Here is an 18,040-nt window from a genome sequence, read left to right on the forward strand (position 1 = left end):
TGAAGGTGTTGTCGCGCGAAGGCCTCGTGCGGATGGCCTTCTGCGCGGACTGGAACGGGGTACGGAGAGATGATGCTCGCCGTACCCCGTTCCCGTCCCGTGTCACGACAGTGAACGTCGCGACTTCAGGTATTACGGGGTCGTCTTGACCTTGATCGAACCGTCCTTGATGCCCTCTTCGGCCTTCTTGACGGCCTCCTGTACCTCGGTCATCTTCATGAAGTCGGGGTTGGAGTCGGCCAGAGCGACACCACCGGACTTCAGGTCGGCGCGGATGACGCCCGTCTCGGGCTTGCCGTCCTGGACCGACTTGGCGAGGTTGAAGACCGCGTCGGAGACACCCTTGGTGACCGAGGTCAGGATGTGGTCCTTGTACTTGGCCAGCGCCTTCTGGTTGTACTGGTCCGAGTCGACACCGATCGCCCACTTCTTGGCTTCGGCGGCGGCCTCGATGGAGCCCTGACCGGCCAGGCCCGCGGCGTGGTAGACCACGTCGGCGCCACCGTCGATCATGCCCTTGGCGGCTTCCTTGCCGAGGTCGGGCTTGGAGAAGCCGTCGAAGTTGGGCGGCTGGGTCAGGTACTGCGAGCGGACCTTGACCGACGGGTCGGTGTCCTTGACGCCCTGCTCGTAGCCGGCCTGGAACTTCTTGATCAGCGGGGTCTCGACACCGCCGACGAAGCCGACGGTCTTCGACTTGGTCGCCTTGGCGGCGGCCACACCCGCGAGGTAGGAGCCCTGCTCCTCGGAGAAGACGAGGTCCGCGACGTTCTTCGCCTGGACGGTCTCGTCGTCGACGATGCCGAAGGTGGTGTCCGGGAACTTCGCGGCCACCTCCTTGACGGCCGGCGCGTACGCGAAGCCGACACCGATGACCGGGTTGTACCCCTGCTTGGCCAGCGAGGTGAGGCGCTGGATCTTGTCGGCGTCCGACTCGCCGTCCGAGGGCTCGACGTCCTCGCCGCCGATCTTCAGCTCCTTCATCGCGCGCTCCATGCCCGCGTAAGCAGCGTCGTTGAAGGACTGGTCGCCCTTGCCGCCGATGTCGTAGGCGATGGCGACGCCCTTGCCCTTGGAGTCGTCCGAGGACGACGAGCTGGAGTCGGTGGACTTGCCGCCACAGGCGGCAAGGGAGACGGCGAGCGCGGTGGCAGCTGCGCCTGCAACCGCGAATCGGGACACCCGGTGCATGGGTCGTACTCCTTTGTGCAAGCGCCAGGAGGTGGCGCAGGTTTCGCCGCAGCGTAACGCGCGTAGACAAAAGTTAAAACCGCTTGGGAACACCTGTTATCCGCTGGTGACTGGACTCACAGCTTGCGGCTTTTGTCCCATGCGCCAAAGCAATGCGCCGGACCAGCGGAAACGGCCGGTCCGGCGCAGTGGGTCATCCTCGGGTGACGAAGAGTTACGGAGTGGACTTCACCGTGATGGTCCCGTCCTCGATGGCCTTCTTGGCCTTCGCGACGGCCTCGACGACGTCGGTCATCTCCTTGAACGCGGGGTTGGAGTCGGACAGGCCCACGCCGCCGGCCTTGAGGTCGAAGCGCTGCTCGCCGCTGAGCGGCTTGCCCTCGACGACCGACTTGGTGAGCGAGTAGACCGCCCCGCCGACGTCCTTGGTCATCGAAGTGAGGATGTAGGCCTTCTGCTTGTCGAGGGCCTTCTGGTTGTACTGGTCCGAGTCGACACCGATCGCCCACTTCTTCTCGGCGGCGACGGCCTCGATCGAGCCCTGACCGGCGAGTCCGGCGGCGTGGTAGATCACGTCGGCGCCGTCGTCGAGCTGGCCCTTGGCCGCTTCCCTGCCGAGGTCCGGCTTGGAGAAGCCGTCGAAGTTGGGCGGCTGCGTGAGGTACTGGGTCTTGACCTTCACCGACTTGTCGGTGTCCTGGACACCCTGGACGAAGCCCGCTTCGAACTTCTTGATCAGCGGGATCTCCACGCCGCCGATGAAGCCGACGGTCTTCGTCTTGGTCGCCTTGGCGGCCGCGACACCCGCGAGATACGAACCCTGCTCCTCGGAGAAGGCCAGGCCCGCTACGTTCGGCTCCTTGACGGTGACATCGTCGATGAGCCCGAAGGTCGTCTTGGGGAACTTCTTGCTCACTTCGCCGACGGCCTTGGCGTAGACGAAGCCGACGCCGATCACCGGGTTGTAGCCCTGCTTCGCGAGCGAGGTCAGGCGCTGCACCTTGTCGGCGTCCGACTCACCGTCCGACGGCTCGACGTCCACGCCGCCGATCTTGAACTCCGCCTTGGCCTTCTCGTACCCGGCGTACGCGGCGTCGTTGAACGACTGGTCGCCCTGGCCGCCGATGTCGTACGCGAGGCCGATGCCCTTGCCCTTGTACGCGGAGCTGCCCGCCTTGTCGCCGCCCTTGGTCTCTTCCGGCGTGTTGCTCTCGGTGCTGGTCTTGCCGCATGCACTCGCCGCGAGGGCCAGGGCGGAGACCGCCACAGCCACCCTGGAGAGCCTCGATATCCGCCGCTTCTGCCGCATTGGAAGCATCCCCTTCATCCCCAACGACCCCCACGATCCCCAACGCGCCCCTGCGGACGCCGATTTCAGCGCGCAGTGACGCTGGTTTCGGCGCACAGTAACGCGCGTAGAAATGCAGGGGAACGGGGTTTCGCCGGGACGTTATCGAAACGTGGCGAGGGCGCGTGCGGGTGAGTCGGCGGGGTGCCGGGGGCGTTACGCGCAGGTGACGCCGGGAACGGAACCAGTGGATCTCATTCCGTTTCGCGTTCCGCCTCGAGGCGGCGCAGCCGCTCGGCATCGCAGACGCGGGGGCAGGTGGCGCAGGCCTGCGGCGGCTGTGCGGCGGAGTCGGGCGCGGTACGGATGGCGTAGTAGAGACAGCAGCCGGCGCGGGTACGGGTCAGGTGCGACCGACCCGAACTCCCTTGCAGGCGGCGGAAGTCGGCGCCTGCGGGGAACGGCGGGATGCCGGTGGGCAGGAGCGCTTCGGCCGCCCGTACGGACCGCTCCTCCTGGCCGAGCATCCGGCCCAGGTACCAGACGCCGGAGACCAGATCGTCGCCCGCCATGCCCCACAGGGCACGCGGCCCGCGGCGCAGGGCGGGGGCCACCGCGGCGAGCAGCGGGCGTACGTGGTCGGCGAAAGCGGAGCGCAGTTCGGCGCGCAGCGCCTCCTCGTGCGCGACGACCCGCACGCCCTGCAGCCCGGCCGCGGGGTCGTCGGGCAGGCAGGTGAACCCGCCGGGCACGAGGGCGAGTTCGGCGGTCGCGGGGTCGATACGCAGGTCGCGCGGGCGGATCCGCGGGACGCGGCGGGCCAGGTACCAGGGGCCGCTCGTGAGCAGCCCGACACTCCACAGGTAGTGGTGCATGAGCCGCGACGCGGCGACCTCGCGTCGCGGTGCGGGGCCGAACTCGGCCTGGATACGGGCGGCTTCGCCGTCGATGGCGGCATCGAGCAGACCGGGGCGGGTGGCGAGAGCCGCCGCGTCGATGAGGCCGGGGCGAGTGGCGAGGGCCGCCGCGTCGGCCGCCGGAGGGGTCCCGCCGGCGGGACGGACCATCTCCACACGCAGCGACTCACAGGTACGGAGCAGGAGTTGATACGTCTCCGTCAGCAACGAGGCGCCGTTTTCAGCCGAAACAGCCGGCAGCGTGGCCGATCTTGTCTTCAACAGCCCTCCCTCATCGACATCACCATTAGGCGAGGCTTACCTTAGCCATAGTCGTGGCGATCTTGGCGCATGAGCGCGGCCGCGAGCCCACTGCCGTCTCACGGCGAGTTGACAGACTTAGGTATGCCTAACCTAAAGTCCTCGGCGTGTCCAAGACCGCACGGGGTGTCACCATCGGCATCCCCTCCGCATCCGCCCAGCGGATACCCCTCCTCCTCGTCGGGGTGGCCCTGTTGGCGCTGTGCGCCGCGCTGAGCCTCGCCCTCGGGGCCAGGGCGGTGCCGCTGTCCACCGTGTTCGGGGCCCTGTCCGGCGACGCGCACGGCAAGGACGCCCTCGTGGTGACCGGGCTGCGGCTGCCCCGTACGGTCGTCGGCCTCGCGGTCGGTGCCGCGCTCGGGGTGGCGGGGGCCGTGGCCCAGGGCATCACCCGTAATCCGCTGGCCGCGCCGACCACCCTTGGCATCAACGCGGGTGCCGGTTTCGCGGTGGTTGTCGCCATTTATACGCTCGGGCTCAACCAGCCTGTCCAATATGTGTGGTTCGCGTTCGCGGGGGCCGGGGGCGCGATGTTCTTCGCGCTGCTGCTCGCCCGCAGGTCCGGTGACATCGAGCCGGTACGGCTCGCCCTCGGCGGTACGGTCCTCCAGCTCGTCCTGCTCTCCTGGACCTCGGCCGTGATGCTGGCCAGCGAACGCACCCTGGACGAGGCGCGGTTCTGGCTGGCGGGCTCCCTGTCCGAGCGGCCCCTCGACGTGCTCTACCCCGTCCTGCCGACGCTGGTGCTCGGGCTGCTGGTCGCGCTCGCGGTCACCCCGGCGCTCAACGCGCTTGCGCTCGGGGACGATTCGGCCCAGGCGCTCGGCGTGCCGGTGGCCCGCATCCGGCTCGCCGGCGCCGTCGCGGTCGTGCTGCTCGCCGGTTCCGCGGTCGCCGTAGCCGGCCCCATCGGCTTCATCGGTCTGGCCGCACCCCATCTCGTACGGCCGTTCCTCGGCGGTGACCACCGGCTGCTCGTGCCCGGATGTCTGATCGCGGGGCCACTGCTGCTGCTCGCCGCCGATGTGCTCGGACGCGTCGTCATCCGGCCCTCGGAACTCGAAGTCGGCATCGTCAGCGCCTTCCTGGGCGCGCCGCTGCTCGCCGTTCTCGCGCGGAGGGTGGCCCGATGACAGGCCTCGTCGAAGTCCCGGTGGCCGCCCGGCCCTCGAGCGCTCCCGCCCGGATCCGCCGCCGTGTGCTGCTGCTCGGCGCGCTCGCCGGCGCCGCCCTTGCGGCCCTGTCCGTCACCGCGCTCACCCTGGGCCAGATGCCGATGGAGGCATCCGTCGCGGTGCGCGCCCTGTTCGGGCTCGGCGACCAGGGCGATGTGTTCGTGGTGCAGGAGTTCCGGGCGCCGCGGATCGCGGCCGCGCTGATCGCCGGCGCGGGGCTCGGTGTGGCGGGGTCGCTGCTGCAACGGCTCTTCCGCAATCCGCTCGCCTCTCCGGATGTCATGGGCATTACGGGCGGGGCCTCCTTCGGGTCGGTGGTGCTGCTCGCCACCGGGGCCTCGGCCTCGTTCATCCCGCTCGGCGCGCTCGGCGGCGGACTGCTCGCCGCGCTGCTGCTCGGTGTGTTCGCCTGGCGCTCGGGTCTGACGGTCACCCGGCTCGTGCTCGTGGGCCTCGCCGTCCAGGCCGGTCTCGCCGCGGCCGTGAACCTCATGGTCGTCCGCTTCCCGGCCGAGCTCGCCGGGGCGGCCCTGCAGTGGACGACCGGTTCGCTGTACGGGCGTACCTGGACCGAGGTGGGCGCCGCGGCCGTGGCCGGTGCCGTGGCCCTGGCCGCCGCGTTCGTGCTTCACCGGCGGCTCGCGGTGCTCGACCTCGGGGACGAGTCGGCGGGCGCGCTCGGCATCAACGTCTCGGCGGCGCGCCTCCAACTCCTCGTCACCGCCATCGCGCTGGCGTCGCTCGCCGCCGCGCTCACCGGCCCGGTCGCCTTCGTCGCACTCGCCGTACCGCATCTGGTGCGCTTCGTCGCGGGTCCGCCCACGGCCGCGACCACCGCACTGTCCTGCCTGGTCGGAGCCGTTCTGCTGCTCTCGTCCGACCTGGTGGTGCAGCACCTGCTGCCGGTCGAGGGGCTGCCCGTCGGCGTGGTCACGGCGACGCTCGGCGCCCCCTGGCTCCTGGTGCTGATGATCCGTCAGAGCAGGCCCGTCAACAGGAGCTCCGTATGACGTCCGAGCAGCTGGCCTCCGAAAAGGCCGCTTCCGAGCCGGTGGCCCCCGAGCAGCCGGCCGCGCGCAAGGTCCCGACGCCTTCCGCGCCCGTCGACGACGCCCCCGGAGGGGCGCGGCGCAATGAGCTCTCCACGCGCGGCCTCGATCTTCGCTACGGCGACCGCGTGATCGTCGGCGGTCTCGACCTGGTGCTGCCCGGCGACGCGGTCACCGCGATCGTCGGGCCCAACGCCTGTGGAAAGTCCACCCTGTTGCGCGGCCTGACCCGGCTGCTCGCCCCCGCCGACGGCACCGTGGCGCTGGACGGTACGGACATCCACCGGATGCCGGCCCGCGCCCTCGCCCGCCGGATGGGGCTGCTTCCGCAGCAGCCGGTGACGCCCGAGGCGATCACCGTGGAGGCGCTGGTCCGGCTCGGGCGCTATCCGCATCAGCGGCTCCTGAGTCCCTGGTCGTCCGCCGACCAGGCCGCGGTGGACGCGGCTCTCGAGCGCACCGGCACCGCCGTGCTGCGCGACCAGCCCGTGGACCAGCTGTCCGGGGGTCAGCGGCAGCGGGCCTGGATCGCCCTGGCGCTGGCCCAGGACACGGATCTGCTGCTGCTCGACGAGCCCACCACCTTCCTCGACCTCCGTCATCAGCTCGATGTCCTCGATCTGGTGGCCGAGTTGCACGCCGAGGCGGGCCGCACCGTCGTGATGGTGCTGCACGACCTCGGGCAGGCCGCCCGTTACGCGGACCACCTGGTGGTCCTCAAGGACGGGCGGCTCGCGGCGGCCGGACCGCCGGCCGACGTGCTCGACGCGGAACTCGTCAAGGCGGTCTTCGACGTGGACTGCCGGGTGATCCCCGACCCGGAGTCCGGCACCCCGCTCGTCATCCCCAAGCACCGTCCGACCGGACGGCGCACGCCTGCCTGAACGGGCCGAAGTCCCCCTCCCCGTACGGCTGGAAATCCTCCGTCACCGCTCACAACAGGAAGAAAACCCTCATGTCCACCAGAACCACCCCGCGCGGCCTGCGCCGCCTCGGCACCGCGCTCGCCGCCCTCGCCATCGGCGCCACCGCGCTCACCGGCTGCGGCGGCGACAAGGCCGAAGACAGCAAGGGCAAGGAGAACGTCGGGGCCGCCTCCGACGCCTTCCCGCGGACCGTCAAGCACGCCATGGGCGAGACCGAGATCCCCGCGCAGCCCAAGAACGTGGTCGTCCTCGACACCGGCGAGCTGGACTCGGTGACGATGCTCGGCATCAAGCCGGTCGGCGCCGTCTCCCCGCACTTCAAGACCGCGGGCGGCTTCCCCGAGTACCTCGGCGACAAGGTGAAGGGCGCCAAGGACGTCGGTCCGCTGCTCGAGCCGAACCTGGAGCTCATCGCCTCGCTCAAGCCGGACCTGATCCTGTCCTCGAAGGTCCGCCACGAGAAGGTCTACGACAAGCTCAAGGGCATCGCCCCGACCGTGTTCACGGAGACCACCGGCGGCCCCTGGAAGGAGAACCTGAAGATCCACGCCGAGGCGCTGGGTCTGGAGAAGGAGGCCGGCGATCGGCTGAAGTCGTACGAGGCGCAGGCCAAGGCGCTGGGTGAGGCCATCAAGGAGAGGTACGACGGGAAGATGCCGTCCGCGTCGGTGGTCCGCTTCGTGGCAGGACCGACCCGGCTCTACCAGAAGTCCTCGTACAGCGGTGTGGTCCTCGACGACATCGGCCTCGAGCGTCCGAAGTCGCAGTCCTCGACCGACCCCGAGGTCACGATGCTCGACGTCAGCCCCGAGCAGATCGACAAGGCCGAGGCCGACCTGGTCTTCGTGACGCTGGCCGACGAGCCGTCCAAGACCAAGCAGAAGGACGTCACGTCCAACCCGGTCTGGAAGTCCCTCGGCGCCGTCAAGAACGACAAGGTCTTCACCGTCCCGGACGAGACCTGGATGTCCGGCATCGGTGTCCAGGCCGCCGAGCACATGCTCGCGGACGTCGCGAAGGCCGCGGGCGTCGAGCTGCCGAAGGCGTAACAGCGCCGCTCCGCCCCTCAGGGCCGGGCCGCACTCCCCCATGGCGGCCCGGCCCACCCCCCTCACGCTCACCCCACACGTGGAAGGGGTTCAGCCCATGCGGCTGTACCTGCTCGCTCTCGTCCCCACCGACTCGGTCACCGAGGGCTTTCTGCCCGCCGCCGGGCGCCTCGGCCTCGATGTCACCCTGCTGACCGACCAGCCCGAGCTGCACCAACGCGCCTATCAGGATCTTGGGTTCGCCTCCCGCGTGGAGATCCTGGAGTGCGACGTACGCGACTTCCGTGCCGTGATCACGCGCATCGGCACGCACCACCGGCCCGACGCGGTCTTCACCAACAGCGACCACCTCCAGACCCAGGCCGCCCTGGCCGCCGACTACTTCGGACTGCCGGGCAAGGACTGGCGGGCCGCGCTGCGCGCCAAGGACAAGGCGGCGATGCGCCGCCATCTCGCCGCCTGCGGCGCGGACACGGTCCGCTCGGCCGAGCTGCCCGCGGGCGCCGATCCGGTCGGCCTCGCCTCGCTCGACATTCCGTACCCGTGCGTGGTCAAGCCGCGCGAGGGCGTGGCCAGCGAGGATGTCGTGCTCGTGGACGGGCCCGCCGAACTCGCCCTGCGCTGCAAGGAGATCCAGGGCCGGCGCCCCGGGGCGGCGCTCGTGGTCGAGGAGTATCTGCCCGGCGAGCTGTACACCCTGGAGACCCTCGGGGACGGTACGCGCCGCCATGTCCTCGGCGGCTTCCACACCGGGGTGTCCGCGCCGCCGGTGTTCATCGAGGAGCGCCTCACCTTCGTGCCCGCGCACCCCGCGCCGGTCGTCGAGCAGGTGCTCGCTCAACTCGACGCCCTGGGTGTCGGTTTCGGCGCCTGCCACACCGAGTTCGTGGTGCACGAGGGCCGCGCGCGGATCATCGAGGTCAACTACCGGGCCATCGGCGACCAGTGCGATCTGCTGCTGGCCCAGCTCCTGGACGTCCCGCTGTTCGAGCACATCCTCCGTACGCATCTGGGCGAGCCGCTGCCCGCGGACCTGGGTGCGCGCGGTGACGGCAGGGCGCGGCTCGAGTACCCGTACGCCGCCGAGCCCGGCACGCTCACCGCCGCGCCGAAGGCGCAGGACCTGGACGTCGACGGTGTCCGGCTGACGTACCGGCCGCTGCGTGCGGTCGGCGAGCGGCATGAGCTGTACGGCACCAACCGGGACTATCTGGGGGTGCTGCGGGCCATCGGCACCGATCAGCGTGCCGTGGACCGGGTGGTGGCGGAGTTTCTCGCCCGGCAGCGGTGGGTGATCACGCCGTGAGGGCTGCTGCTGCCGTACCGGGAGCGGCTGTTGTCGGCCCGCGCGGGGCGGGGATGGACGGTGCCGCGGCTGCGTCCGAGGTCGAGGTCGCGTCCGACGTCTCCTCCGAGCTGACGCTGCGCGTGCTGAGTGCGCTGTTGCGAGAGGACGTGGTGGGGCTGCGGACACGCAGCACGGTGCTGCGGCACGCGGACGGACCGTGGCTGCGGCTGTCTTCCGCCGACGGGCACGACTCGCTGCCGCCCTCCGCCTACGGGCACGAGCCGCCGTCGTCTCCCGCCGACGGGCCCGACACCCTGCTGCTGCCCGTCGTCGAGGACGGGTTCCAGAGCGAGTACGGGGCCCGGCTCCCGTATCTGCTGCGGGAGTCCGATGGCGCCCGGCTCTCGGACACGGACAGCATCCTGGCCGCGCTGAAGCCCTTCGCCGACCCCGAGGACCGCGGTGGCTTCGACGCCTTCGCCGAGGAGTGCCGGCAGACCCTCGCCACCATGCGGCTGCACGCGCGCGGCCACGCCGGTGTCCTGCGCGGTCTGACCGCCCGGCACGGCACCGACCCCGCCCGCTGGACGGGCCTCGGCGGCGGACTCGCGTACGACACGCTCGCGGCCCATCTCGACCACCCCGTGTACCCGACCGCCCGTGGGCGCTCGGGCCTGGACGACAGCCAACTGCGTGCCTACGCACCCGAGTTCCACCCGCGCTTCACCCTGCGCTGGCTCGCCCTGCCCAAGGACGCGCTCACGTCGAGCGGCGAGCTGCCCGGCTTCTGGCCCACCCCCGCCGACCTCGGCCTGCCCGCGCTCACCAGGACCCATCTGGCCCTCCCGGTGCACCCGCTCACCGTGGGCGGCCCGCTGCGGGACGCTCTGCTCGCCACGGGGCTCGACGCGCAGGCGGTACTCGCCGAGAGGCCGTACGCGGAAGTGGTCCCGACCCTGTCCATGCGCACGGTCGCCCTCGCCGACGACCCCGCCCAGCACCTCAAACTGCCGCTCGCCACCGCCACGTTGGGGCTGCGCAACCGGCGCACCATCAAACCGGGCACCCTCGTGGACGGCGCCGCGGGCCAGCGTCTGATCGAGACCGTCCTGGCCCGCGAGCCCCGCTTCCAGGGGGTGATCCTGCACGCCGACGAGAGCCGTTACGCCCATGCCGGGCATGAACTGCTCGCCGTACTGCTGCGGTCCTGCCCGGCCGGTCTCGACAACGCCGTGGTGCTGCCGATGGCCGCGCTCCTGAGCCGCGCACCCGGCGGCCGGCTCCTGATCGACCCGCTCGCGGAGCGCTTCTACGGCGGCGACCCGGTCGCTCTTGTGGACGCCTGTCTCACGCTGCTCTTCGACTGGGGGACCACGCTCTTCACGTACGGCATCGCGCTCGAGTCGCACCAGCAGAACATCTCGCTCGTCCTGGACGAGCACGAGGGCCGCACCCGGCTGCGGCTCCTCTTCAAGGACAACGACGGGCCCCGCATCAACCGCCTCCGCCTGCGCTCGGCTCTCGGTCAAGACACCCCGGACGAGGGCGAGTTCGACGACGCGCGGACCTTCGGTGACACCGACGACGCCGTGACCGCCCTGTTCACGACGATCACGGTGCACCTGTGCGCCGGTGCCTACGCCTTCGGTCTCGCCCGGCACGGCCGCGCCCCGCTCGACGAACTGCTCGCCCTGGTGCGCGCCCGCCTCGCGCAGGCCGTCGCACGGATGGACGCCGGACCCGGCGCCGTACTGCGAGGGCACGTACTCGACGCCGAGCGTCTGCCGATCAAGGCCATGGTCACCGCGGGCAGCCTGCTCAGCAAGGAGCGCTCGGGCGCCGCCGACATCAACAAGCACTACACCACCGGCCCCAACTACCTGCTGCGCGGGGTGTGAGCGCCGATGAGTGCGACCACCGAAGGGGTACGGACGACGGGCGGCCCGGACGGGCGGCCGACGGCCCTGGGGCGCCGGCAGGTGCACGCCGTGGCCGGCTGCTACTTCGTGGCGTCGTTCGCCGCGCTCGGCCTGCCTCCGTATCTCACCGAGATCCTCCCGGGCCTCGGCGACGAGACCGCCCGCTGGGCCGGTCTGCTGTACGTCGTCCCCACGGTGTTCGGTGCGCTGGGCGCGCCGCTGTGGGGCCGGCTCGCGGACCGGTTCGGCCGCAAACGGCTGCTGCTGCGGGCCCAACTGGGTCTGGCTGTCGCGTTTCTGCTCGCCGGGTGGGCCGAGTCCCTCACCGCGTTCACCGCGGCACTGGTGCTCCAGGGCATCCTCGGCGGCACGTTCGCGGCGTCCAACGGCTATCTGGCGGCCGCCCTCGAAGGCCCCGCTCTGTCCAAGGCGCTCACCTTGATGCAGGGCAGCGCACGTGCCGCCCTCGTCGCCGCGCCGATCGTGGTCGGTGCCCTGTCGCCCTGGATCTCGCCGCACCGCCAGTACGCGCTGCTCGCCGTGCTGCCGCTCGCGGCGGCGGTGATGCTGTGCCTGCTGCCCGAGCCGGGCGGCACGCCGACGGTGCTCACGTCCGAAGCCGTCGAACCGCTTGCCGAGGTCAGGCCTCTGCGGGCCTTGTACATCTACGAGTTCACCTTCGTGTTCTCGACCGTCATCTCCTTCCCGTATCTGATCGCGCTCGTGGAGGACCGAATACCCGGTGTCTCGCCGGCCTTCTCCGGAGTGCTCTTCGCCCTGCCGCACCTGTGCTACCTGCTGTGTGCGATGCAGGTGCACGACCGCTTCGTGGGGCGTCCCCGCCTGGGCATCGCGCTCGGCTTCGGCTGTATCGCGCTCGGTCTGGCCGGCCATCCGCTCGCCGGTTCGCTCGCCGCCTTCACCGCCGTACGGCTGCTGCTCGGCATCGGGCTCACGCTCGGCCTGGTCTGTCTGTCCGTGCTCGCCGCCGACTGCGCCAAGGGCCGGCCGCCCGGCGGAATGTTCGGCTCGCTCGAATTCGTCTCCAAGGGCGGCGCCGTCGCCGCAGGACTGGCCGCCGCCGCGGGCAACAGCCTGCTCGGACCCGCCGCCCCGGTGCTGACCGGCACCGCCGTCGCCCTGGGCACGGCCGGCGCCATCGCGCTGCCCGCCCTGTTCCGCCGCTCTCCCCGCATCCGCGTCCGCATCCGCTGGAGCCCCTGATGTCGCTGCCCACGGGCACCGTCCCCGCCCCGCCATCGACCCCGCGTGAACTGCCCACCGCCGACTGGGCCGTGGCCCACACCCTCCTCAACTGCCTGCTGCGCGAAGTCTCCGCGCCCGAGCACCAGACCGCGGTCGATGACGGCCATCTGCTGCTGCGTCTGCCCCGCGCCGGCGTGCTGCTCCGGGTCGCGCTGCGCCGCACCTCGCTGCTCGGCGCCCACCGCTTCACCGGCCCGGTGTACGCGCAGGAGAACGGCGCGTGGGCCGAGGCGGACTGGCGCCGCCTGGCCGAGTACACGCAGGCCGAGCTGTCGCTGCGGACGGGGGTGCGCAACGAGGAGTTCCTGGAGCAGGTGGCGTCCAGCCATCAGGGGGTACGGTCCGCGCTCGCCGCCCACGGTTCCCGCCCCGGCGCCGAGGGCCAGGGGGCGTATCTCGCCTCCGAGCAGTCCCTGCTCTTCGGCCACCGCTTCCACCCGACGCCCAAGGCCCGCAGCGGCGACGCCGCGTCCTGGGCCGCGTACGCCCCCGAGGCCGGCGCCTCCTTCCCGCTGCGGCTCTTCGCGGTACGGGACCACCTGGTCGCCGAGGAACTGGCCCGGCCCGACGCGGCCGCCGCGCTCGACCGGCTGCACCCCGACGTACCCGAGGGCTACCGGCTGCTGCCCGCGCACCCCTGGCAGCTCTCCCTGCTCCAGGACCATCCGGGCCTGCGCGCCGCCCTGGCGCGCGGCGACCTCCTCGACCTCGGGCCGAGCGCGCGGCCCTTCGCGGCCACGGCCTCGGTGCGCACGCTCTACGACGGCGATACGTTCCTGAAGTTCAGCCTGAACGTGCGGATCACCAACTGCCTGCGCAAGAACGCCAGTTACGAACTGTCCGGCGCCGTCGCCCTGACCCGCTTCCTGGACGGGGCGCTGGCCGATCTGGCCGCCCGCTTCCCGGGCAGCGCGATGCTCCGCGAACCCGCGTACCGCAGCCTGGCGCTGCCCGGTGCCGACGGGAAGCCCGACATGGCGCTTCTGGAGGGCTTCGGCGTGATCGTCCGCGAGGGTCTCTCGCGCCGTCTGCTGCCCGGCACCACGCCTCTTCTGGCGGGCGCGGTCGCCGACGAGTACCCGACCGGACCCGGACACCTCTCGCACCTCCTCGACGATGCGGGTCCCGAGCGGGCCCTGGCCTGGTGGCGGACCTATCTGAAGCTGCTCGTGCCGCCCGTGCTCGCCGCGTACTTCGACCACGGCCTCGTCCTCGAACCCCACCTCCAGAACGTCCTCGTCTGCGTCGGCGAGGACGGCATGCCCGCCCAGGTCCTCTTCCGCGATCTGGAGGGCACCAAGCTGCTGCCCGAGCACCACGCCGACACCCTGGCGGGGCTGCCGCCCGAGGTCGCGGGGCCGATGACGTACGACGCCCAGCGCGGCTGGGACCGGGTGGTGTACTGCCTGCTCGTCAACCACGTCAGCGAGATGCTGGCCGCGCTCGCCGATCTGCACCCGTCACTGGAGCCCGCGCTGTGGGCCGCGGTCCGCGCCGTCCTCGAGGACCACGCCGACGCGTACGGCTGCCCGCCGCGCCTTGCCGCGCTGCTCGCGGGCGTACCGCTGCCGGCGAAGGCCAATCTGCTCACGCGGTGGGAGCGCAAGGCGGACCGGGCGGCGGGCTATGTGCGGCTGCCGTCGCCGCTCGCCGAGTCCGTCCTTTCCGGCGCGTCCGTCTCCTTCGATCCCTGGAGCGCCCGATGACCGCCCCCACTCCTTCCGTGCGCGAGCGGATCGCCTCACTGCCCTCGTCCGAACTTCCCGCGTACCTCTACGACTTGGAGTCCCTCGGCGCTCACGCACGCGCCGTGCGGGCCGCGCTCCCCGATCAGGTCGAGCTCTACTACGCGGCGAAGGCCAACCCGGAGCCGGAGATCCTGACCGCGCTCGGCCCGTACGTGGACGGTTACGAGGTCTCCTCGGGCGGCGAGCTGACCCACGTGGCGAAGGCGGCCCCCGGCCGCGCCCTCGCCTTCGGCGGGCCCGGCAAGACCCCCGCCGAGATCACGACGGCGCTCGAACTCGGGGTGCGGCGCTTCCATGTGGAGAGCGAGCACGAGCTCCACCTGCTGGCCGCGCTGGCGCAGCGGGTCGCTCCGGGCGTACGGCCGGGCGTGCTCCTGCGCTTCAACCTCCCGCTGCCCGACGGCTCCCTGGAGACCAGCGCGCTCGCGATGGGCGGCCACCCGACCCCGTTCGGCCTCGACCCGTCACAGGCCGACACGCTCGTACGCCTCCTGACCGACGGCACGTACCCGCACCTGGAACTCCTCGGCGTCCACGCCCACTTGGCCAGCGGACTCGACGCCCCCGCACTGCTCGCGCTCTCCGCGTCGGTCGTCTCGTGGTCCCTCGGTCTGGCGGACCGGCACGGCATCCGCCTCCCGGAGGTCAACGTGGGCGGCGGCATGAACGTGGACTACGCCGACCCCTCGGCCCGCTTCGACTGGACGTCGTACGGCCGCGGCCTCGCCGAACTTCTCGACCTGAACCCGGACTTGACGCTGCGCATCGAGCCGGGCCGGGCCCTGACCGCGTACTGCGGCTGGTACGCGACGGAGGTCCTCGACGTGAAGCGCAGCCACGGCGAGGAGTTCGCCGTGGTGCGCGGCGGCACCCACCACATCCGCACCCCGGCCACCAAGGGGCACGACCAGCCCTGCACGGTCCTCACGTCGGACTCCCCCTGGCCCCACCCGTGGCCACGCCCGCACGCCCACGGGGACCGGGTCACCTTCGCCGGCCAGCTGTGCACCCCGAAGGACGTCCTGTCCCGCGGCGTCCCGGCCGCCGGCCTGCGCGCGGGCGACCGGGTGACCTTCGGCCTGGCGGGAGCGTACGCGTGGAACATCTCCCACCACGAGTTCCTGATGCACCCGAGGCCGACGTTCCACTTCCTGGGCGCGGGTCGCTGACCGCCACGGCGATAGGGGGACCAAACGTCCCGACCGATGCCCGTTTCAGGGCTTTCCGCCTGAACGATTGGTCCCCCGGTCACCACCACGTACTACGGGCGCCCGCCATCCAACAGCGCGGCCGCCGTGAAGAGCTCGACGCCGACCGCGATCGCGGACTCGTCCGCGTCGAAGTCGCCCTGGTGGAGGTCGCACGAAGTGCGTTCGCCCGGGGTGCGGACGCCCAGGCGGGCCATTGCGCCGGGGACGTGCTCCAGGTACCAGGAGAAGTCCTCACCGCCCAGGCTCTGTTCGGTGTCCTCGACCGAGTGGGGGCCGCGGCGGGCCACCATCGCGTCGCGCAACAGGTCGGTGATCACCGGGTCGTTGACGACCGGGGGGACACCGCGGATGTAGTTGATGGCCGATTTCGCCCGGTGGAGGTCGGCCACTTCCTGGACCGCGGCGTGCACGAGATCGGGCGCCGTGCGCCAGGCGTCGAGGTCCAGGCAGCGGATGGTGCCGGAGAGTTCGGCGTGCTGGGGGATCACGTTGGGGGCGTGGCCCGCTTCGATACGGCCCCAGGTGACGGCCAGGCCGGCCCGGGCGTCGACCCTGCGCGCCACCAGGGCCGGGACGTCGATGGCGACCCGGGCCGCCGCGGTGACCAGGTCCGTGGTCAGGTGCGGGCGGGCCGTGTGGCCGCCGGCGCCGTCGAGGGCAACCTCCAGGCGGTCGCAGGCCGAGGTGATGGCGCCGTGGCGCAGGCCGATCCGGCCGGCGTCCACCTTCGGATCGCAGTGCACCGCGATGATCCTGCCCACGCCGTCCAGGACGCCGGAGGCGATGGCGTCCGCCGCGCCGCCCGGCAGCACCTCTTCGGCCGGCTGGAACAGCAGCCTCACGGGACGGGGCAGTCGGCCCTCGGCCGCCAGCTCGGCGAGGACCAGGCCCGCGCCCAGGACCGCCGTGGTGTGGACGTCATGGCCGCAGGCGTGCGCGCGGTCGGGGACCGTGGAGCGGTAAGGCGCCTCGGTCTTGGTGTCAGGGATGGGGAGCGCGTCGATGTCCGCACGGATCGCGAGCATGGGACGAAGGCCGTCCCATGTGCCGATGTCGCATACGAGGCCGGTCCCCGTGTCGAGCACACGGGGTGAAAGGCCCGCCGCCTCGAGGCGCTTCTTGAGCGCGGCCGTGGTCCGGAACTCCTGATTGCCGAGCTCCGGGTGCATGTGCATATCGCGCCGGAAGGCGATGAGCTCGGCGCGCAGCCTCTCGGGGAGCGCGCCGGGCAGGGCTTCCGCGACTGCGGGCTCGCCCTCCGGGCTGTCGGTCGTACGGGACATCAGTTGGTTCACCCTCGCAAGCGTAAGGCGATGCAGGGGCCAACTAAGCCTCGATCAACAAAACTTCAGCCGGATTGGGGTAAGAAAATCGGGGCTGTCGTGCATAGCTGCACCGTACCGGGGGTATGAAATTTCGCTTTGAATCGTCCGCATCGGCTTCCCCGGGCGAGTCCCGGCCAAACCCGCGCCGTCACGCGCTGCCGGATCCATTGACAGGGCGGGGTCCCGCCCCGACGCTACCGACCAGTCAGTATTGGAATGCAGCGGCGTACGTGAAGCGGAGGCAGGCGTGGGGGAACAGGCGTACACGGCGGCACGGGGCGGCAGAACCCGACGGGGGGCGCTCGGCGCACTGGCGGCGGGCGGGGCGGCTGCCCTTGTCGTCGCGGCGACGGCCGCTCCCGCTCAGGCCGGGCCGGGCGGGCACGGGGGTCACGGAGGGCAGCACCGCGGCGAGCGCTATGTCGCGCTCGGCGACTCGTACACCTCGGGTCCCGGCATCCCGGACCAGGTCGACGCGAACTGCGCGCGCTCCAACCGCAATTACCCGTCCGTCGCGGCCTGGAAGATCCGGCCCGCCTCGTTCAAGGACGTGAGCTGCGGCGGTGCGACCACCGAGCACATGTGGCAGCAGCAGGGCACGAACCCGCCGCAGCTGGACGCGCTCGACAAGCGGACCACGCTCGTGACGGTCGGGATCGGCGGCAACGACATCGGCTTCGGCGAGATCGTCGGTACGTGCACGCGGCTCAGCTTCACGGACCCGTACGGCAATCCGTGCACCAAGCACTACACCGCCGGCGGCACCGACCAGCTGGCGGCGCGGATCGCGAACACCGCACCGAAGATCGAGAAGGTCATCGAGGCCATCCACGACCGCGCGCCGCGGGCCCGCGTCTATGTCGTCGGCTATCCGGTGATCGTCGCGGACAGCGGCAAGGGCTGCTGGCCGGCCGTCCAGCAGGCCGAGGGCGACGTGCCGTACATGCGCGACACCGGCAAGCGCCTGAACGCCATGCTGCGCGACGTCGCCCGCGACAACCGCGCCCGCTTCGTGGACACGTACACCCCGACGATCGGCCACGACGTCTGCCAGACCCCGGAGAACCGCTGGGTCGAACCCCTGCAGCCGACCAGCCCGGCAGCCCCGTTCCACCCGAACGCGAAGGGCGAGGCGGCCATGGCGTGGGCACTGCTGCGGGAGATCGACCGGCGGGGTCACGGGCACGGGCACTAAGGGGACGGTTCACCGTCTTCGGGCGGCCACCACTGGGTCGGCCGGCCGCGGTCCACGTCGGCCGCCCAGTGGCGGACATACGGGTTGTCGTGGGGGGGGGGGGGCGCCCCGGGAGGGGCGGCGCGGGGGGGGCGGTACGGGGGGGGCGATAGAGACCCCGGGGGCCCGCAACCCGGCGCGGGCGGGCGAGGTC

At 71.6% G+C, this 18,040-nt stretch carries 14 protein-coding genes; 10 read left to right on the top strand and 4 right to left on the bottom strand.

The annotated features are described in order from the left end of the window. Positions 1–132 precede the first annotated feature (132 nt). From ABT367_RS27760 to ABT367_RS27770, 3 genes are all read right to left on the bottom strand, one after another. Positions 133–1,191, bottom strand: a complete 1,059-nt coding sequence (locus ABT367_RS27760; protein WP_352255851.1) for a BMP family lipoprotein — start codon at positions 1,189–1,191, stop codon at positions 133–135. Positions 1,192–1,405: 214 nt separating this feature from the next. Beyond that, positions 1,406–2,500 carry a BMP family lipoprotein gene (locus ABT367_RS27765; protein ID WP_352255853.1) on the bottom strand — a complete coding sequence of 365 codons (1,095 nt, stop codon included), beginning with the start codon at positions 2,498–2,500 and terminating at the stop codon, positions 1,406–1,408. Between the two features lie 233 nt (positions 2,501–2,733). Then, positions 2,734–3,657 carry an iron-sulfur protein gene (locus tag ABT367_RS27770; RefSeq protein WP_352255855.1) on the bottom strand — a complete coding sequence of 308 codons (924 nt, stop codon included), beginning with the start codon at positions 3,655–3,657 and terminating at the stop codon, positions 2,734–2,736. A gap of 203 nt (positions 3,658–3,860) precedes the next feature. Between ABT367_RS27770 and ABT367_RS27775 the strand changes: the two genes are divergently transcribed. The 9 genes from ABT367_RS27775 (at position 3,861) to ABT367_RS27815 (ending at position 15,285) form a co-directional block, all read left to right on the top strand. Next, positions 3,861–4,829, top strand: coding sequence for a FecCD family ABC transporter permease (locus ABT367_RS27775; RefSeq protein WP_434975552.1), 969 nt, complete (start codon positions 3,861–3,863; stop codon positions 4,827–4,829). After that, on the top strand, positions 4,826–5,881 hold the full coding sequence (locus tag ABT367_RS27780; protein WP_352255857.1) for a FecCD family ABC transporter permease: 1,056 nt from the start codon (positions 4,826–4,828) through the stop codon (positions 5,879–5,881). Before ABT367_RS27775 ends, ABT367_RS27780 begins: the two co-directional genes overlap by 4 nt. Next, the gene (locus tag ABT367_RS27785) at positions 5,878–6,804 is read left to right on the top strand and encodes an ABC transporter ATP-binding protein (RefSeq protein ID WP_352255859.1); all 927 of its coding nucleotides are present in this window, start codon (positions 5,878–5,880) and stop codon (positions 6,802–6,804) included. Before ABT367_RS27780 ends, ABT367_RS27785 begins: the two co-directional genes overlap by 4 nt. A 71-nt stretch (positions 6,805–6,875) precedes the next feature. Further along, positions 6,876–7,895, top strand: a complete 1,020-nt coding sequence (locus ABT367_RS27790; RefSeq protein ID WP_352255861.1) for an ABC transporter substrate-binding protein — start codon at positions 6,876–6,878, stop codon at positions 7,893–7,895. Between the two features lie 97 nt (positions 7,896–7,992). Further along, positions 7,993–9,201: an ATP-grasp domain-containing protein gene (locus ABT367_RS27795; RefSeq protein ID WP_352255863.1), complete on the top strand. Its 1,209-nt coding sequence runs from the start codon at positions 7,993–7,995 to the stop codon at positions 9,199–9,201. A 53-nt stretch (positions 9,202–9,254) separates the two neighbouring features. Beyond that, positions 9,255–11,081, top strand: coding sequence for an IucA/IucC family protein (locus tag ABT367_RS27800; protein ID WP_352255875.1), 1,827 nt, complete (start codon positions 9,255–9,257; stop codon positions 11,079–11,081). Positions 11,082–11,087: 6 nt separating this feature from the next. Further along, a complete protein-coding gene (locus tag ABT367_RS27805) occupies positions 11,088–12,326 on the top strand; it encodes an MFS transporter (RefSeq protein WP_352255865.1) in 1,239 nt (412 codons plus the stop codon). Next, positions 12,326–14,074, top strand: a complete 1,749-nt coding sequence (locus ABT367_RS27810) for an IucA/IucC family protein (protein WP_352255867.1) — start codon at positions 12,326–12,328, stop codon at positions 14,072–14,074. The genes ABT367_RS27805 and ABT367_RS27810 overlap by 1 nt, the downstream gene beginning before the upstream one ends. Next, a complete protein-coding gene (locus tag ABT367_RS27815; RefSeq protein WP_352255869.1) occupies positions 14,071–15,285 on the top strand; it encodes a type III PLP-dependent enzyme in 1,215 nt (404 codons plus the stop codon). Before ABT367_RS27810 ends, ABT367_RS27815 begins: the two co-directional genes overlap by 4 nt. A 92-nt stretch (positions 15,286–15,377) precedes the next feature. On the opposite strand, the gene ABT367_RS27820 is transcribed toward ABT367_RS27815, so the two are convergent. Then, positions 15,378–16,610 (bottom strand): amidohydrolase, encoded by a 1,233-nt coding sequence (locus ABT367_RS27820; RefSeq protein WP_352255877.1) that lies wholly within the window; start codon positions 16,608–16,610, stop codon positions 15,378–15,380. A 289-nt stretch (positions 16,611–16,899) separates the two neighbouring features. Here ABT367_RS27820 and ABT367_RS27825 point away from each other — a divergent pair, with 289 nt between their 5' ends. Continuing rightward, a complete protein-coding gene (locus tag ABT367_RS27825; RefSeq protein ID WP_352255871.1) occupies positions 16,900–17,847 on the top strand; it encodes an SGNH/GDSL hydrolase family protein in 948 nt (315 codons plus the stop codon). Positions 17,848–18,040 lie beyond the last annotated feature (193 nt).

Origin of the sequence: Streptomyces mesophilus (assembly GCF_040300965.1) — a bacterium.
Classification (GTDB): Bacteria; Actinomycetota; Actinomycetes; order Streptomycetales; family Streptomycetaceae; genus Streptomyces; species Streptomyces mesophilus_A.

What these genes read in the sequence shown, in the direction of transcription:
- ABT367_RS27820 (WP_352255877.1), bottom strand. Translation starts at nt 16,610, where the DNA reads ATGTCCCGTACGACCGACAGCCCGGAGGGCGAGCCCGCAGTCGCGGAA.
- ABT367_RS27765 (WP_352255853.1), bottom strand. Translation starts at nt 2,500, where the DNA reads ATGCGGCAGAAGCGGCGGATATCGAGGCTCTCCAGGGTGGCTGTGGCG.
- ABT367_RS27810 (WP_352255867.1), top strand. Translation starts at nt 12,326, where the DNA reads ATGTCGCTGCCCACGGGCACCGTCCCCGCCCCGCCATCGACCCCGCGT.
- ABT367_RS27785 (WP_352255859.1), top strand. Translation starts at nt 5,878, where the DNA reads ATGACGTCCGAGCAGCTGGCCTCCGAAAAGGCCGCTTCCGAGCCGGTG.
- ABT367_RS27780 (WP_352255857.1), top strand. Translation starts at nt 4,826, where the DNA reads ATGACAGGCCTCGTCGAAGTCCCGGTGGCCGCCCGGCCCTCGAGCGCT.
- ABT367_RS27795 (WP_352255863.1), top strand. Translation starts at nt 7,993, where the DNA reads ATGCGGCTGTACCTGCTCGCTCTCGTCCCCACCGACTCGGTCACCGAG.
- ABT367_RS27805 (WP_352255865.1), top strand. Translation starts at nt 11,088, where the DNA reads ATGAGTGCGACCACCGAAGGGGTACGGACGACGGGCGGCCCGGACGGG.
- ABT367_RS27815 (WP_352255869.1), top strand. Translation starts at nt 14,071, where the DNA reads ATGACCGCCCCCACTCCTTCCGTGCGCGAGCGGATCGCCTCACTGCCC.
- ABT367_RS27800 (WP_352255875.1), top strand. Translation starts at nt 9,255, where the DNA reads ATGGACGGTGCCGCGGCTGCGTCCGAGGTCGAGGTCGCGTCCGACGTC.
- ABT367_RS27790 (WP_352255861.1), top strand. Translation starts at nt 6,876, where the DNA reads ATGTCCACCAGAACCACCCCGCGCGGCCTGCGCCGCCTCGGCACCGCG.
- ABT367_RS27760 (WP_352255851.1), bottom strand. Translation starts at nt 1,191, where the DNA reads ATGCACCGGGTGTCCCGATTCGCGGTTGCAGGCGCAGCTGCCACCGCG.